General features: G+C 65.8%; 17 protein-coding genes and 1 pseudogene. 11 read left to right on the top strand and 7 right to left on the bottom strand.

Annotated elements, in window-relative coordinates:
* Window positions 1–43: 43 nt before the first annotated feature.
* Genes AC1D34_RS21320 through AC1D34_RS21305 form a run of 4 tightly spaced genes read right to left on the bottom strand, consistent with a single transcriptional unit; the run spans window position 44 to window position 3,100 of the window.
* Window positions 44–838: an ABC transporter ATP-binding protein gene (locus AC1D34_RS21320; RefSeq protein ID WP_441504700.1), complete on the bottom strand. Its 795-nt coding sequence runs from the start codon at window positions 836–838 to the stop codon at window positions 44–46.
* Complete coding sequence (locus AC1D34_RS21315; RefSeq protein ID WP_441504855.1) at window positions 835–1,908, bottom strand: FecCD family ABC transporter permease; 1,074 nt, start codon at window positions 1,906–1,908, stop codon at window positions 835–837. Before AC1D34_RS21315 ends, AC1D34_RS21320 begins: the two co-directional genes overlap by 4 nt.
* 11 nt (window positions 1,909–1,919) lie before the next feature.
* Window positions 1,920–2,252, bottom strand: a complete 333-nt coding sequence (locus AC1D34_RS21310; protein ID WP_441504701.1) for a TroA family protein — start codon at window positions 2,250–2,252, stop codon at window positions 1,920–1,922.
* Window positions 2,252–3,100: an ABC transporter substrate-binding protein gene (locus tag AC1D34_RS21305; protein ID WP_441504702.1), complete on the bottom strand. Its 849-nt coding sequence runs from the start codon at window positions 3,098–3,100 to the stop codon at window positions 2,252–2,254. Before AC1D34_RS21305 ends, AC1D34_RS21310 begins: the two co-directional genes overlap by 1 nt.
* A 115-nt stretch (window positions 3,101–3,215) precedes the next feature.
* On the opposite strand from AC1D34_RS21305, the gene AC1D34_RS21300 reads away from it, so the two are divergent.
* From AC1D34_RS21300 to AC1D34_RS21285, 4 genes are all read left to right on the top strand, one after another.
* A complete protein-coding gene (locus tag AC1D34_RS21300; protein WP_441504703.1) occupies window positions 3,216–3,470 on the top strand; it encodes a hypothetical protein in 255 nt (84 codons plus the stop codon).
* Between the two features lie 351 nt (window positions 3,471–3,821).
* Window positions 3,822–4,493 carry a LuxR C-terminal-related transcriptional regulator gene (locus tag AC1D34_RS21295; RefSeq protein ID WP_476825242.1) on the top strand — a complete coding sequence of 224 codons (672 nt, stop codon included), beginning with the start codon at window positions 3,822–3,824 and terminating at the stop codon, window positions 4,491–4,493.
* A gap of 97 nt (window positions 4,494–4,590) precedes the next feature.
* Window positions 4,591–5,196 carry a hypothetical protein gene (locus AC1D34_RS21290; protein ID WP_441504705.1) on the top strand — a complete coding sequence of 202 codons (606 nt, stop codon included), beginning with the start codon at window positions 4,591–4,593 and terminating at the stop codon, window positions 5,194–5,196.
* A gap of 203 nt (window positions 5,197–5,399) precedes the next feature.
* Window positions 5,400–5,621, top strand: coding sequence for a hypothetical protein (locus AC1D34_RS21285; protein WP_069876938.1), 222 nt, complete (start codon window positions 5,400–5,402; stop codon window positions 5,619–5,621).
* A gap of 72 nt (window positions 5,622–5,693) precedes the next feature.
* On the opposite strand, the gene AC1D34_RS21280 is transcribed toward AC1D34_RS21285, so the two are convergent.
* Window positions 5,694–6,332 carry an alpha/beta hydrolase family protein gene (locus tag AC1D34_RS21280; protein WP_441504706.1) on the bottom strand — a complete coding sequence of 213 codons (639 nt, stop codon included), beginning with the start codon at window positions 6,330–6,332 and terminating at the stop codon, window positions 5,694–5,696.
* A 146-nt stretch (window positions 6,333–6,478) separates the two neighbouring features.
* Entirely contained in the window at window positions 6,479–7,597 is a 1,119-nt protein-coding gene (locus tag AC1D34_RS21275; RefSeq protein WP_441504707.1) for an FAD-dependent oxidoreductase, read from the bottom strand.
* A 54-nt stretch (window positions 7,598–7,651) separates the two neighbouring features.
* On the opposite strand from AC1D34_RS21275, the gene AC1D34_RS21270 reads away from it, so the two are divergent.
* Complete coding sequence (locus AC1D34_RS21270) at window positions 7,652–8,098, top strand: MarR family winged helix-turn-helix transcriptional regulator (protein ID WP_476825241.1); 447 nt, start codon at window positions 7,652–7,654, stop codon at window positions 8,096–8,098.
* A gap of 22 nt (window positions 8,099–8,120) precedes the next feature.
* Here the strand turns inward: AC1D34_RS21270 and AC1D34_RS21265 are convergent, their stop codons facing one another.
* Window positions 8,121–8,597: a MarR family winged helix-turn-helix transcriptional regulator gene (locus tag AC1D34_RS21265; RefSeq protein ID WP_441504709.1), complete on the bottom strand. Its 477-nt coding sequence runs from the start codon at window positions 8,595–8,597 to the stop codon at window positions 8,121–8,123.
* Window positions 8,598–8,740: 143 nt separating this feature from the next.
* On the opposite strand from AC1D34_RS21265, the gene AC1D34_RS21260 reads away from it, so the two are divergent.
* From AC1D34_RS21260 to AC1D34_RS21235, 6 genes and pseudogenes are all read left to right on the top strand, one after another.
* Window positions 8,741–9,511, top strand: coding sequence for an alpha/beta hydrolase (locus AC1D34_RS21260; RefSeq protein WP_441504710.1), 771 nt, complete (start codon window positions 8,741–8,743; stop codon window positions 9,509–9,511).
* A 194-nt stretch (window positions 9,512–9,705) separates the two neighbouring features.
* Window positions 9,706–10,413, top strand: a complete 708-nt coding sequence (locus AC1D34_RS21255) for a GntR family transcriptional regulator (RefSeq protein ID WP_476825240.1) — start codon at window positions 9,706–9,708, stop codon at window positions 10,411–10,413.
* A gap of 123 nt (window positions 10,414–10,536) precedes the next feature.
* Window positions 10,537–11,217 (top strand): annotated as a pseudogene (locus tag AC1D34_RS21250) (dihydrodipicolinate synthase family protein); the annotation flags it as partial.
* 32 nt (window positions 11,218–11,249) lie between these two features.
* Window positions 11,250–12,491 carry an NAD(P)/FAD-dependent oxidoreductase gene (locus AC1D34_RS21245; RefSeq protein ID WP_441504712.1) on the top strand — a complete coding sequence of 414 codons (1,242 nt, stop codon included), beginning with the start codon at window positions 11,250–11,252 and terminating at the stop codon, window positions 12,489–12,491.
* A gap of 12 nt (window positions 12,492–12,503) precedes the next feature.
* On the top strand, window positions 12,504–13,505 hold the full coding sequence (locus AC1D34_RS21240) for a 4-hydroxyproline epimerase (RefSeq protein WP_441504713.1): 1,002 nt from the start codon (window positions 12,504–12,506) through the stop codon (window positions 13,503–13,505).
* Window positions 13,506–13,759: 254 nt separating this feature from the next.
* On the top strand, window positions 13,760–14,240 hold a 481-nt coding region (locus AC1D34_RS21235), incomplete at its 3' end, for an inositol monophosphatase family protein (RefSeq protein WP_476825239.1).

Below are 14,240 nucleotides of genomic sequence, written 5' to 3'. Positions count from 1 at the left end.
CGACGCCCATCGGCCTGGGCGAAGAGCGGCGCCCCCTGCCCTCTCAGGCCGTCGGCCGCTCGGTGCCGGCGCGCAGCGTGGTGTCGACCAGGAGATTGCCGGTCGCACCCTGTTCCAGCGTGATGTCGACGCCATACACGTCCGACGCCGCCGGATGGGAGAGGACATCCCTGGGGCGGCCATCGGCGACGACGGTCTTGCGGTCGATCAGCAGGAAGCGATCCGCGCAGCGGCTGGCCAGTGCCAGATCGTGCAAGGCGACGAGCGTGACCTGGCCGCGCCGCCGCGTCGTCTCGCGGATGACATTGGTCACCTGCAACTGCCGGCGCAGGTCGAGCGCGCTTGTCGGCTCGTCGAGCAGGAGCACGCTGGGCGCGCGCACCAAGGCCTGGGCCACGGAGACGAGCTGCTGCTGGCCACCCGAAAGGTCCGACACCGGAACCTCCGAGAGATGGTCGATATGCAGCGTGCCGAGCGCCTCCTCCACCGCCCGCAGATCCTCGCGCGTGGCGCGGCCGCCATGGGCTTTCCGGGCGAGCAGCACATAATCGAAGACGCAGAGCGCAGCCCGCATCGCGACATGCTGCGACAGGAAGAAGATCGCATCATGCCGCTGCCGCGATGTCATTCCGGCAAGGTCGGCCCCGTCGAGCCGCATGGTGCCGGCGCGCGGGCGCAGCAGCCCGGCCACGAGGCGAAACAGCGTGGATTTTCCAACCCCGTTCGGCCCGACCACGGCGGTGACGGTGCCGCGCTCGAGCCCCAGAGCGCTGAGTCCGTCGAAGACGTCGCCGCGGCCACGATAGGCGAAACCGATCGACTCGATTGAAAGGCTCATTGCCAGCGCTCCCGGCGGATCGACATCACGAGGCTAAGGAAGAACGGCACGCCGACGAGGGCGGTGATGATGCCGATGGGATAGATGATCCCCGGGGTAATGCCCTTCGACAGCGTCGACGCGACGGACAGGATGAGGCCGCCGGCAATCGCCGCGACCGGCACGAAATAGCGCTGGTCCTCGCCGACCAGAAGCCGGGCGATATGCGGCCCCACCAGGCCGATGAAGCCGATCGTGCCGACGAAGGCGACGGCGGTCGAGGCCAGCAGCGAGATGCAGACCAGCATTTCGAGGCGCAGCCGCGCGACGCGCACGCCAAGGGCGGCGGCCCGCTCGTCGCCCATGGTGAGCGCGGTCAGCATCCAGCTGCGATGCAGGCAGAACGGCAGGATGACTCCAAGCAGGCCGGCGCAGATCCCGAGCTTCGTCCAGGTGGCGCGCGACAGGCTGCCCATCATCCAGAAGATGATCTGCTGCAGCTGGGTTTCGGACGAGTGGAACTGGATGAAGGCCAGAAGCGCATTGAAGGTGAAGAACAGCGCGATGCCGACGAGCACGAAGGTCTCGACGGTGACGCCGCGCAGCCGCGTGAACAGGAACAGGATCGCCGAGGTCGCGAGCGCGAACAGGAAGGCGTTCGCCGTCACCAGGAAGGCCCCCGCGAAAGGCACGAGCGAGACGCCGGTCGCGATGGCAAGCGCCGCACCGAAGCTCGCCGCCGACGAGATGCCGAGCGTGAACGGATCGGCGAGAGGATTGCCGAGGATGGTCTGCATCTGCGCCCCGGCAGTGCCCAGCATGGCACCGACGAGAATGGCCATCACCGCGACGGGCAGGCGCACATCCCAGACGATCACGTCGAGCTTCGGGCCCATCGATCCCGGTTCGAGGATGACGCGCGCCACATCCATCAAGGGGAAATTGCCGGGCCCCACCGAGACATCGACCACGAGCGCCAGCGTGAGCAGCGCAAGCGCCCCGACAGCGAGCAGGAGCTTGCCCAGCACCCGCCGCCGATAGCGCTCGCTGGCCGTATCGGCAGGCGGCTCGAAGGCCGGCATATCGGACAGGGCCATGGCGATCAGTTCATCTCGATCCAGAACTTGCCAGTCAGCTTGATCGGCAGGAAGCGGTCATGCAGTTCCTGGAAGGTCGCCCGGGCGTCGAGATCCTTGAACTCGTTGGGGTGCAGCCACTTGGCGAGCGCCTGGATGGCCACGAAGTGATACGGGCTCTGGTAGAACTGGTGATAGATCGCCATCACCTTCCTGTTCTTGACGGCCGTCAGCCCCGGAAATCCGGTCCGGGCGACGAGGCCCTTGAACTGCGCGGCGGCGCGTTCAGGCTGGGTCTCGTAGCCGAGCCAGACGGCGATATTGCCGGGGTTGCTGTTCGACCAGTTGGCGCCGGTCATCAGCAGGAATTGCGGATCATCGACGATGATCTTCTCCGGATTACCATGCCGCCGGCACCGGAAAAATACTTCGATCCCCAGTTCATGCCGCCGGCTTCGGAGACGAATTCGCCGAAGTTGAAATTGCCGAAGGACTGGCAGCAGGCAGACGGGTTGAGGCCGGCAGCCTGCTCGGCAAAGACCAGCGGCCGCTGATCCTGCTTCAGCCGCGTCGTGACGTTGTAGACCCGCCGCATCTGCTGCGAATAATAGTCGATGAAGCTATTGGCCGCGTCCATGCGGTCGAAGACCCGGCCGAGCAGAAGCATGCTCGGCACGGTGTTCTGCGTCGGGCGCTCGCGGAAATCGATGAAGATCGTCGGAATGCCGGCCTTGGCCAGGTTGTCGACGACACCGGACTGCATCGCCTTGTCCAGGAAGCCGAGCGACAGGATGACGAGGTCCGCATCAAGCGTGATCGCCTTCTCCACGCTGAAATCGCTCGAGGCGAGCGCCCTCACCAATGTCACCGACTTGGCGGCAGGGACATCCGCCAGGTAGCGGTTCCAGGTGTCGGGGTCGAATTTCGGCAGATCGTCGCCGATGGCGGCGAGCCGCGCGAAGGGCTTGTCCTTGCCCATCAGCACGACCGTCGCGGAGAATAGCCGGCCCTCGCCGAGGATGGCCCGTTGCACGCCCTTCTTGACCTTGACGGTGCGGCCGGCAAGGTCGGTCACCTCGATCATGGTGTCGGCAGCCTGCGCGCTGCGGATGCCCGGTGCGGCAAGCAGGGCCAGGGCGGCCATGAGCGCCACGCGCCGGGTCAGCCAAGCAAACCAGCCCGGCACGGATTGTGAATGCCTGTCCATCATGATCCTCGCTCTATCGATTGCCGTTTGCGCATGGGGATGGCGCAGCGGTCCTGGCCCAGCCGCCAGTGTTCAACCGGCGGCCTCCCCTCGCCCGACCGCCCATGATCGGCTCATGCTCCAGGAAGACGGTTCTGGTGCGGATCGGCTCAAGCAATCGCTGGTTATCGCGCGCGCCGAGATGCGCAGACCGGCTGAACAAGAAGATCTCATGATTCCGCAATACATGGGCTTGGCCGACGGGCGGCTCCAGTCACGCCGGATATTATTCCTGATCGATCGCGTGCTCAGAAGATCCACCGCATCTGTCCTCGTGCAGAATAGCGACCAGTTACAGACTGCGCGGCGATTTGTCACGATACTTCAATAACTTAGAAATACTCAAATCTATAACTAGAATATTTTTAAACTAAACGCTTGGCGAGATGGGCCGGCGCCCGACCTGACGGGGATGGGCGGACCTGACGATTGCGCTGAACGAGATTGCCATTGCTGGTCTCAGCCGGCCCGGGTGACCGCCRCAGCGGCGGCAGAATGCCCTCCCGCCTGCCGCCAGCCACAACCTCAGGCGCAGAAAACGGAACTCTTCTACCTAAGGTTTAGCAAGACAGGTTTGTCGACCCGATTGAATCGAGATTGTTCTCATTTTGAGAGGATTTACAAAGAGCGTTGACTACGCAACCATCCGGTCAGGCTTGGGGGTAGAGTGCAGAGGTCAGCCATGCCGGACCTTTCGGTTGCGATCGTCGATGATCACCCCATGCTGATGGAGGGGATCGCCGTGCTGCTGAAACGCTGGGGCGGTTTCATGCTCGCCGCGACGGGGACTGTCGCAGATCACATCGTGCCGATCGCCAGAACGCATCGCCCGGATGAGATGATCGTCGATCTCAGCATGGCGGGGGATGTCTTCCAGGCGATTGCGGACGCGTTGAAGATCGCTCCTGAGACGAAGATCGTGGTGTTCACCGCCTCGGCCAGCACGGAAGACGCGATCAGGGCGCTGGATGCCGGGGCCAAGGGCTATGTCCTGAAAGGCAGTCCCGGAGAAGACCTCTTCCAGGCTCTTCAGGCGGCACAGCGAGGCGATGTCTATGTCACGCCCTCCTTCGCGACCAAGCTGATCTGTGCGTTGAAAGAAARGACCCTCGAAAGACAGAAGGCGGTCAGCAACAGGCTCAGCGTCCGGGAGCAGCAGATCGTCAATCTGCTGCTGCTCGGCAAGATGAACAACGAAATCGCCCGCGAGCTGTCGCTCAGCGCCAAGACCGTCAAGGGTTACATGACCAATCTGATGGCCAAGCTGAACGCGCGCAACCGCCTCGAGGTGGTGCTCGCCGCGCAAAGGCTGACTGCGGGAGCGAACACCCCTGCCGTGATCAGGCGCCCGTGAACGAGGACCGGCCCTGCCGGGCCCGTTGAGAGGGCCGCAGTCGCTAGGCTCCAGACGCTAGCCGGGCTCAAGGCAGCCAGAGCCGGGGAGGCTCGGCATGACGGTCGCGGACACTCTTACGCCCGGCATTCCGGTCCAACTGGCTTCCAGGGCGATCCTGCAGCACCGGGTCATCGGCAGGGCGACACGCTGCGGCATCGCGGCGGCTTGCCTGTGCTGCCTCCTTGTCATCCTCGTCTGCAATCCTGCCCGCGCTGCCGAATCCGACTTTCTCGAGCGTTTTCGCGGCGACTGGTCCGGCTCCGGCAAGGTCCAGCGCGACGGCGGCAGCCAGCCGCGGCACGTGACCTGTTCGATCATGGGGCGGCCCACCGAAAATCGGATCAGCGCGCAAGGCAGCTGCCGCGCCTATCTGATCTTCGTGCGCCCGGTCGCGATCGATGTCACTTATGATCCGCGCTCCGGCACCTATCACGGCACCTATACCGGCGCCCGGATCGGCCCCGCCCGGCTCAGCGGCACGCGCAGCGGCGACACCCTGAACCTTCGCATCGAGTGGCCGCGCCCGGTCAATGGCGACACGCAGGCCGCGATGGTCATCCAGAATGACGGCCGCGGCATCCTGCGGATGACCGTCGCGGATAACCTCACGCCCGGCGGCCCGATCCTGCAGACCTCCGAGATCATCCTGGTGCGTCAATAGGCGGGACCTGATCGGAACCGCCCTCGCCCACTCCGGAGAGATGATGCCCTGGCGGGGACCTGCGTCCTGGCTGAAGCACGCCCTCGAATTCGCGTGCCGTTGGACGATTCGCGCCCAATGGTAATCTCGGGGTTGYGATTGGCGTGAACCGGCCTCACTCTAAGGCATGAGCAGTATCGTCTCACGAACCGGCATGGCCATGCATGCGTGAAGAGCGACCCGACCGCCGGCGGAACCGCGCGCCAGGCTACCCGAACCGGCGCTCCGTGATGCTGAGCTCGGAGGCGGACTATATTCGCGCCTGCGCCAGGGCGCGTGATCTCCACGCCGCCGCCCACCATCCGATGGCCGAGCTGGAGCTTGAGAACCTGGCTCTCGCGATCCTGACCTGGGAACTCAAAAGCAGCGGGCCGGACGGAACCTGAGGCCGGCCAGACCGACGAAGCGGCGCCGGGCCCGGGGTCGCGCCGCTTCCCCTGCCCGCGCCGGCCGTGCCCCTATGCCGTGAGGCTATCCGCCCAGGCGGCGACCTTGTTCGACAGCGTCCTCAGATGGTCGTCGATGGAATAGCCCGAGACCGCCTTGCGCGGCTTCAGGTCGTGATCGCCATCGTCGAGCCAGAGGATCTCGATGGCGCTGGAGAGCGTGTAAGCCGACACCTCCTCGCGCGTTCCGAACAGGTCCCTCGTCCCCTGGGCGATCAGCGTCGGCGTCTTCATGGTCTCGAGATGCGCCGTGCGCAGCTGCTCGGGCTTGCCGATCGGGTGGAAGGGATAGCCAAGGCAGAGCAGGCCGGCGATCCGGCCGGATGCGTGCCACTCGTCGGCCAGCATGCTGGCGACACGTCCACCCATCGATTTGCCGCCGATGATGAGCGGTCCCTTGCAATCAAGCGCGCCGATGGCGGCGGCATATTCCGAGATCAGGGTTTCGGCGCGCGGCGGTGGCTTTCGACCAGCTGATGTCCGCCGACCTGCCATGTAACCGAACTCGAACCGGGCCACGCGAAGACCGGCCGCAGCCAGAGCGCCGGCGTTGGCCGTCATCGAAGCGGAATCCATCGGAGCCCCCGCGCCATGCGCCAGGAGGATCGTTGTCCTCGCCTCAGCCGGGCCATCCATCAGAAATGCCACCATCGCCGCCTTCGCCTTGCCGGAGCTGTCGGCTTCTCGCCGCCGGCCAATCTTCGGGTCGGCCGAGATTAAGCGGAAGCCGCCGCAATCAACAGCGTCGCCAGATCGCGCTCGTCAAGTCCGGGCCGATGAATGCCTCCAGGAGCATGTCAGGCTTCGACCCGCTGGCGATAATGATCCAGAACGGCCGCGACGCCCTCGGCCGACACCGCACCAGCCAGTCCTTCGGCCGCGCCTTCCGCGGCAGGTCTCGCCCGTCGCATCATCGCGGCTTCGTAAGCGGCAACCGCGCCCCATCCATCTCCGCTTGTCAGCGCGTCTGCCAGGTCGACGGCATCGGCGAGCGCCAGATTCACGCCCTCGCCGCCGAAGGGCGACATCAGATGGGCTGCGTCCCCAAGCAAGGTCAGCCCCACCCTGCTTTGCCAGGAATGATCGATCGGCAGCGCATAGAGCGGGCGGACGGCGATAAGCTCGCCACTGTCGATGAGATGGACGAGGGACGGCGCCCAACCTGCGAAACGATCGCGCAGCATTGCCCGGATGCGATCGTCGCCGAGCGACATCCAATCGCGCGCCTCCGCCTCGGGAAGACGCAGACCCGCGTAGCCGCGGATATGGCGGTGTCCATTGCGTTGCGCGATCAGCACCCGATTGTCGCCGACGGCGAACATCTTGCCGCTCCCGACCAACCCATCGACGTCGGGATGGCGTTCGGCAGCGAAGCCGAACTCGACCAGCGTTACCCCCTCGTAGAGCGGCCGGGCATCGGAGAGCAGGGCGCGGACACGCGACCATGCCCCATCCGCACCGATGACGATATCGAAGCGTTCCGAGATTCCGTCGACGACGACATCAAACCCGCCCGCCTCGATCGGTGTCACGGCATCGACCTTGCTCGCCCAACGCAGCGTCATGGGCGCAAGCGAGCCGAGCAGGATCTGGCGCAAGGCGGTCCGGTCGACCTCCGGTCGATTGTCTCCGGCACCGTCGCGGTCGAACAACAGCGTGCCGTTCTGGTCATAGAGCCGGTCGCCCTGATCCTCGGGCCGCGCCACGGCGCGAAACTCGGCTTCGAGCCCAGCCCGGGCGATAGCCTGCTGGCCGGTCTCGGCGTGGAGATCGAGCGAGCCACCCTGTGGCCGGTCACCGGCATGGCGATCCCGCTCGAAGACTGTCGGCTGAAGCCCGCGCAACAGAAGGAGCCGGGCGAGCATCAACCCGCCGGGGCCGCCGCCGATGATCGCGATTTTCGGTCTGGTTGTCATGACAGGATCCTCAATATACATAGGAGCCTATATAACAACATAGGAGCCTATGCAATGACATCCGAGGACTGGGACCCGATGGCCTATCCCGGCCATTATTTCAGCCGGATCGCGCGCGGCCTGGCCCGGATCGGTGATCTACGCCTCGGAAAGATCGGTTTCGCCACCGCTCAGCTTCCGGTGCTGGCCGCCCTGAAAGACGGGGACGGTCGATCGCAAACCGAGCTCGCGCGCTGGGCAAGGGTCGAACAGCCGACAATGGCGCAGCTTCTCGCGCGCATGGAGCGTGACGGCATCATCCGGCGGGAGCCCGATCCGGCCGATCGCCGCAGCAGCCTGATCTCGCTGACGCAGGAGGCACGCGACCGCCTGCCGGCGGGACGGGCGATCCTTCAGCAGAGCAATGAAGAGATGACGCGTGGTCTCTCGGCTGAAGACCTGCAGACGCTGATCGCATTACTCCRTCGCGTGCTCGGGAATCTCGAGGCGATGGAGCGATAGCGCCAGGCGGTCGATCACATGGTCATTCCACGCCCTCCGCTCCGGCCGCCTGGTGGGCGCCGGTTGCGTCGCGCATGCCCTGGCGCAGGGCCTGGACGCGGCTGTTGAGCTCGATCATCTCGGGCACGGCGAAGCCGGAATGGCGCAAGAGCGCATCGGTCAGGCACCCTGTCTTGGGATGCAGGCTCCTGCCCTTCTCCGTGAGATGGACCTCGACCAGACGCTCGTCGATGGTGCTGCGCCGACGGGCGAGAAAGCCCGCCGCCTCGAGCCGCTTGACCGCGGGCGTGATCGTGCTCGGCTCGAGCGCGAGGCGCTCGCCGATCGCCCCGATCGTCAGGCCGTCCCGCTCCCAGAGCGCGCTCAGCACGAGATATTGCGTATAGGTCACGCCGAGCGCGTCCAGCATCGGCTTGTAGACGCGCTGGATCGCCAGCGAGGCGGAATAGATCGAGAAACAGAGCTGGCCGTCGAGCGGCAGCGTCGGGGCATCGGTCATCGGCATCCTCCAGGGGCCTCGCGGGCCCAGATCTCGAAAAACAATATCGCGATAAAGAAATCGCTTTACAAGGCCGCGGGGCCTCTGTATCGAGTTACATATCGCGATAATGATTATCGCAGAAACAGGAAGGAGCCACCGTCATGACCAAGTCCCTGATCGCTGCCGCCGCCCTCTCCGCTACCGTTGCCCTCTCCGCCGTCGTCGCCGGCACCGCCGCCGAGGCCGCCCCTGCCGTCAGGAACGTCGTCCTCGTCCATGGCGGCTTCGTCGACGGCTCGGGCTGGCAGGGCGTCTACAATATCCTCCGGAAAAAGGGCTACAGCGTCACCATCGTCCAGAACCCGACGACCTCGCTGGCCGACGATGTCGCCTTCACCAAGCGGGCGATCGCCCAGCAGGATGGCCCGGTCATCCTGGTCGGCCATTCCTATGGCGGCGTCGTCGTCAGCGAGGCCGGCACCGATCCGAAGGTCAAGGCGGTCGTCTACATCGCCGCCTTCGCGCCGGATCAGGGCGAGTCGGTCTCCTCGCTGATCGCCAACCCGCCTCCCGGCGCATCAGTCCCGCCGATCCTGCCGCCCGTCGACGGCTTCCTCGCCCTCGACAAGGCTAGGTTCGCCGCCGCCTTCGCCGCCGATGTCGATGCCGACACCGCCGCCCTGATGGCGGATTCGCAGGTGCCCTGGGGCGTCGCGGCGCTGGCCGGCGCGGTCACCAATCCGGCCTGGAAGATGAAGCCGAGCTTCTATCTCGTCGCCAGCGACGACCACATGATCCCGCCCCCGGCCCAGCACCAGATGGCCAAGCGCGCCGGATCAACCGTCGTCGAGACCAAGGGCAGCCATGCCGTCTATGTCTCGAAGCCGGCCGTCGTCGCCGAGATCATCGAGAAAGCCGCCAACGCGAAGTGACCGGACCAGGACGGTCGAGCCGATCCATCACCGTCGCCATCGATCTTCAGGGCGGGCCCAGAGCGGGCCCGCCCTTCCCGCTTTGGCTGTGCGTCAGGCGAGTTTCGTTTCGTTGCGTGCGCAAGGCGCCCCTCGAAGCGATTGATCCGCCTTGGCGCCGCCAGTATCCTTCTTGTCGACAAGAGGATCTGCCGATGAAGACGACGAAACAATCTGCCGCCGCTCCCGAGCGCAAGCGCGGCTCGGGCGTGAAGGTCGTCTATGATCTGCTGCGGGACGAGATCCTCGACCTCGTGCTGCCGCCGGGCAGCCCGATCGACGAAGTCCAGCTCGCCGAGCGATTCAAGATGTCGCGCACGCCCATTCGCGAGGCGCTGGTGCGGCTGGCGGGCGAAGGGCTGATCGACACGCTGCCCAACCGCTCGACGATGGTGTCGAACCTCGATTTCCTCAACATGTCGCCGTTCTTCGACGCCCTCGTGCTGATGTACCGGGTGACGACGCAGCTCGCGGCACAGCATCATCGCCCGCAGGATCTGGTCACCATCCGCGCCCGGCAGAAGGAATTCGCCGCCGCCGTGCAGGCGCAGGACGCGCTGGCGATGATCGCGACGAACGCGGCGTTTCATTCCGCCATCGCCGAGGCCGGCCGCAACCCGTATTTCAACAGCCTGTTCAGCCGCCTGCTCGATGAAGGGCGGCGCTTCCTCAGGCTCTACTATCAGTCCTACGAGGACCGGCTGCCGCAGCGTTTCGTCGAGGAGCATGAAGCGATGATCGCCGCGATCATCGCCCGGGACGTCGTCGCAGCAGAGCGCCTCGGCAAGGCCCACGCCGATCWGATCGTCCAGCAAATCCAGAAGCTTATGGTCGGCGACGAGCGCCTGGAGATTGCCCTTTAGGACGCTCGCCTAATTCTTGTCGACAAATAATATGCAAACAGATATATCAGGACGCAGAGACGAGCATCGTCGCCCTTGCGGCGCTGCGAACTCCACCATTCGGCAAGCCAGAAGGAGATCGACATGAAGGCCAAGATTTTCTCCGGTGTGATCCCCGCGCTGATGACCCCGTGCAAGGCGGATCGAACCCCCGACTTCGATGCCCTGGTGCGCAAGGGCAAGGAGCTGATCGCTGAAGGCATGTCGGCGGTGGTCTATTGCGGCTCGATGGGAGATTGGCCGCTGCTGACCGATGCCCAGCGCATGGAAGGCGTCGAGCGCCTGGTGAAGGCCGGCATTCCGGTGATCGTCGGCACCGGCGCGGTCAACACCGCTTTAGCGGTGGCTCACGCGGCCCATGCGCAGAAGGTCGGCGCCCAGGGCTTGATGGTGATCCCGCGCGTCTTGTCCCGCGGCACCGTCCTCCTCGCCCAGAAGGCGCATTTCAAGGCGATCCTCTCGGCTGCGCCGGATCTGCCGGCGGTGATCTATAACAGCCCCTATTATGGCTTCGCGACGCGGGCCGACCTGTTCTTCGCCCTGCGGGCCGAGCACAAGAACCTCGTCGGCTTCAAGGAATTCGGCGGTCCCGCCGACATGCGCTACGCCGCCGAGACCATCACCAGCGGCGACGATGACGTTTCGCTGATGATCGGCGTCGATACCGCCGTCGTCCATGGCTATGTGAATTGCGGCGCGACGGGCGCGATCACCGGCATCGGCAATGTGCTGCCGAAAGAAGTGATCCATCTCTGCGCCGCGTCCGCTCGCCGATTGAGCCAAGCAGGTCTTCGTTGATGGCCGATCCCGATGTCATCGTCATAGGCGCCGGCGTCGTCGGCCTCTCCGCAGCGATCGCGGCGCAGGGGCGCGGCCTGTCGGTCATCGTGCTTGATCGCGAAGGACCGGCGGCCGGCGCGTCAGCCGGCAATGCCGGCGCCTTCGCCTTCACCGATATCCTGCCGCTCGCATCGCCCGGCATTCTCAAGAAGGCGCCGCGCTGGCTCGCCGACCCGCTCGGGCCGCTCTCGGTGCCGCCGCGCTATGCGCTGCAGATCGCCCCCTGGATGTATCGCTTCTGGCGAGCCTGCTCGCCCCGGAACGTGGAGCAGTCCACGGCGGCGCAGACGGCCCTGATGGACCTGTCGAAAGCCGAGCTCGAGCCGCTGCTGCAGGCCACCGGCACCAGCTACATGCTGCGCAAGGAGGGCAACCTCCAGGTCTACGAGAGCGAAGCCGAGCTGAAAGCCTCGCTTCCCGGCTGGCAGGCGCGGGAAAAGCACGGCGTCGCCTTCCGCCATCTGAATGCCGCCGGCATGGCCGAGATCCAGCCCGGCCTTGCGCCGCGCTTCACGCATGGCACCTTCACGCCCGGCTGGTACTCGATTGCCGATCCCAAACTCTACACCCTTGCCCTCGCGGAGGCGTTCCGCAGCCGGGGTGGCGTGATCGAGCGTCTCGATGTTTCGGGCCTCACGCCACTCGGGGATACTGTCGCGATCCATTCGCGCGACGGCGGCACACGCTGCGCGCCGCAGGTCGTCATCGCAGCGGGCGCCTTCTCCCATCTGATCGCCCGCAGCCTCGCAGAGCACATTCCCCTCGAAACCGAGCGCGGCTACAACACCACCCTCCCCACTGACGCCTTCGACCTGCGCACGCAGATCACCTTCGGCGGCCACGGCTTCGTCGCCACCCGGCTCTCGACCGGCATCCGCGTCGGAGGCGCCGTCGAGCTCGGCGGCCTGAATCTGCCGCCGAATTTCGCCCGTTCGGAGGCGATGCTGAAGAAGGCGCGCCTCTTCCTGCCCGGCCTGAAGTCCGAGGGCGGCGTGCAGTGGATGGGCTTTCGCCCCTCGCTGCCCGACAGCCTGCCGGCGATCGGGCGGGCGCGGGCCACGCCGCGCGTGATCCACGCCTTCGGCCACGGCCATCTCGGCCTGACCCAATCGGCAGGGACCGCCCGGCTCGTCGCCGATCTCTTGACCGGGCGCGAGCCCGCAATCGACCTTGCCCCCTTTTCCTCGCAGCGCTTCTGAAGGGCCCGGACCATGGCCAGCTACACCTTCTCCTGCATCGACGGACATACCTGCGGCAATCCGGTCCGCCTCGTCTCGGGCGGCGGCCCGCGGCTGGAAGGCGCCGACATGCTGGAGAAGCGCGCGCATTTCCTGCGTGAGTTCGACTGGATCCGCACCGGCCTGATGTTCGAGCCGCGCGGGCACGACATGATGTCGGGCTCGATCCTCTATCCGCCGACCCGGCCCGATTGCGACGTCGCCGTGCTCTTCATCGAGACCTCCGGCTGCCTGCCGATGTGCGGCCACGGCACCATCGGCACGATCACCATGGGCATCGAGAACGGCCTGATCACCCCGCGCGAGCCGGGCAAGCTCTCGATCGAGGCGCCCGCCGGCAAGGTCGACATCACCTATCGCCAGGAGGGCCGCTTCGTCGAGGAGGTGCGCCTGACCAATGTGCCGGGCTTCCTCGCCGCCGAAGGCCTGACGGCCGAGGTCGAAGGGCTCGGCGAGATCGTGGTCGATGTCGCCTATGGCGGCAATTTCTATGCGATCGTCGAGCCGCAGAAGAATTTTCGCGATATGGCCGACCATACCGCCGGCGAGCTCGTCGGCTGGTCGCCAAAACTGCGCGCCGCCCTCAATGCCAAATACGAGTTCGTCCATCCCGAGCATCCGCAGATCAGCGGCCTGAGCCATATCCAGTGGACGGGCAAGCCGACGAAGCCGGAAGCGCATGCGCGCAATGCCGTGTTCTATGGCGAGAAGGCGATCGACCGCTCGCCCTGCGGCACCGGCACCTCGGCGCGCATGGCGCAGCTCGCGGCCAAGGGCCGGCTCAAGGTCGGCGACGAGTTCGTGCACGAATCGATCATCGGCTCGCTGTTCAACGGCCGCGTCGAGGCAGCGACCACCGTCGCGGGCAAGCCGGCGATCATCCCCTCCATCGCCGGCTGGGCCCGGATGACCGGCATCAACACGATCTTCATCGACGATCGCGACCCCTTCGCCCACGGCTTCGTCGTCAAATAAGGGACGGCTCAGAAGCGACGGAGCGCGGCGGCGGGTGAACGCCGCGCTGGCCRTGCGCTTGCTTCCCGGCTAACAAGTTTTCGCGGGGCGTTGGGGCCGCTGTGTCGCGCCGAATCGGCATTCCCTAAGGGCGGCGGGGCGCGGCCCGGCGGTTTTTCCGCGCATTACTCCTCGTCCCGAGCCCGCACGGCGCTCAATTCCATAGTCGGCGAAGCAAAATACTTATTGTATTTTTCTTGTATCATGACATTCTGATGACATCTCGAAGCGGTGGTGAGGCGGGGATGCGCTCCAAGGAAGAGGAAGACAGCTGGCTCGCCTTCGCCTGGCAATTGGCGCAGGAGAGCGGCAGCATCCTGCGGGAGGCGGCAACCGTCCGGCCCGATGTCGAGGTCAAGCCCGACCGCAGCTTCGTCACCGCGCTCGATGCGCGCATCGAACGGCGCCTGCGCGAGCGCATCGCCGACCGCTTTCCCAGCCATGGCATCATCGGCGAGGAGGAAGCCTCCGCGAATTCCGACGCCGATCTGGTCTGGGTGCTCGACCCGATCGACGGCACCGCCGCCTTCATTGCCGGCCTGCCGGTCTATGGCACGCTGATCGCGCTGATGCGCGAGGGCGAGCCGATCATCGGCATCATCGACCATCCCGTCACCGGCGACCGCTGGATCGGCGTCAGGGGCCGGCCGACCCTGCATAATGGCAGCCCCTGCCGCACCCGCGCCTGCGGCGCGC

Source organism: Allobosea sp. P1_A7 (genome assembly GCF_056406775.1).
Note: the sequence above shows the minus strand (reverse complement) of the source record. Positions and strands in the feature narration are given on the sequence as shown.

Excerpts from the sequence above, each read along its gene's own strand:
- AC1D34_RS21245 (WP_441504712.1), top strand. The coding sequence starts at position 11,250 with ATGGCCGATCCCGATGTCATCGTCATAGGCGCCGGCGTCGTCGGCCTC.
- AC1D34_RS21265 (WP_441504709.1), bottom strand. The coding sequence starts at position 8,597 with ATGACCGATGCCCCGACGCTGCCGCTCGACGGCCAGCTCTGTTTCTCG.
- AC1D34_RS21240 (WP_441504713.1), top strand. The coding sequence starts at position 12,504 with ATGGCCAGCTACACCTTCTCCTGCATCGACGGACATACCTGCGGCAAT.
- AC1D34_RS21285 (WP_069876938.1), top strand. The coding sequence starts at position 5,400 with ATGCGTGAAGAGCGACCCGACCGCCGGCGGAACCGCGCGCCAGGCTAC.
- AC1D34_RS21280 (WP_441504706.1), bottom strand. The coding sequence starts at position 6,332 with ATGGTGGCATTTCTGATGGATGGCCCGGCTGAGGCGAGGACAACGATC.
- AC1D34_RS21290 (WP_441504705.1), top strand. The coding sequence starts at position 4,591 with ATGACGGTCGCGGACACTCTTACGCCCGGCATTCCGGTCCAACTGGCT.
- AC1D34_RS21305 (WP_441504702.1), bottom strand. The coding sequence starts at position 3,100 with ATGGACAGGCATTCACAATCCGTGCCGGGCTGGTTTGCTTGGCTGACC.
- AC1D34_RS21310 (WP_441504701.1), bottom strand. The coding sequence starts at position 2,252 with ATGACCGGCGCCAACTGGTCGAACAGCAACCCCGGCAATATCGCCGTC.
- AC1D34_RS21275 (WP_441504707.1), bottom strand. The coding sequence starts at position 7,597 with ATGACAACCAGACCGAAAATCGCGATCATCGGCGGCGGCCCCGGCGGG.
- AC1D34_RS21260 (WP_441504710.1), top strand. The coding sequence starts at position 8,741 with ATGACCAAGTCCCTGATCGCTGCCGCCGCCCTCTCCGCTACCGTTGCC.
- AC1D34_RS21300 (WP_441504703.1), top strand. The coding sequence starts at position 3,216 with ATGCTCCAGGAAGACGGTTCTGGTGCGGATCGGCTCAAGCAATCGCTG.
- AC1D34_RS21320 (WP_441504700.1), bottom strand. The coding sequence starts at position 838 with ATGAGCCTTTCAATCGAGTCGATCGGTTTCGCCTATCGTGGCCGCGGC.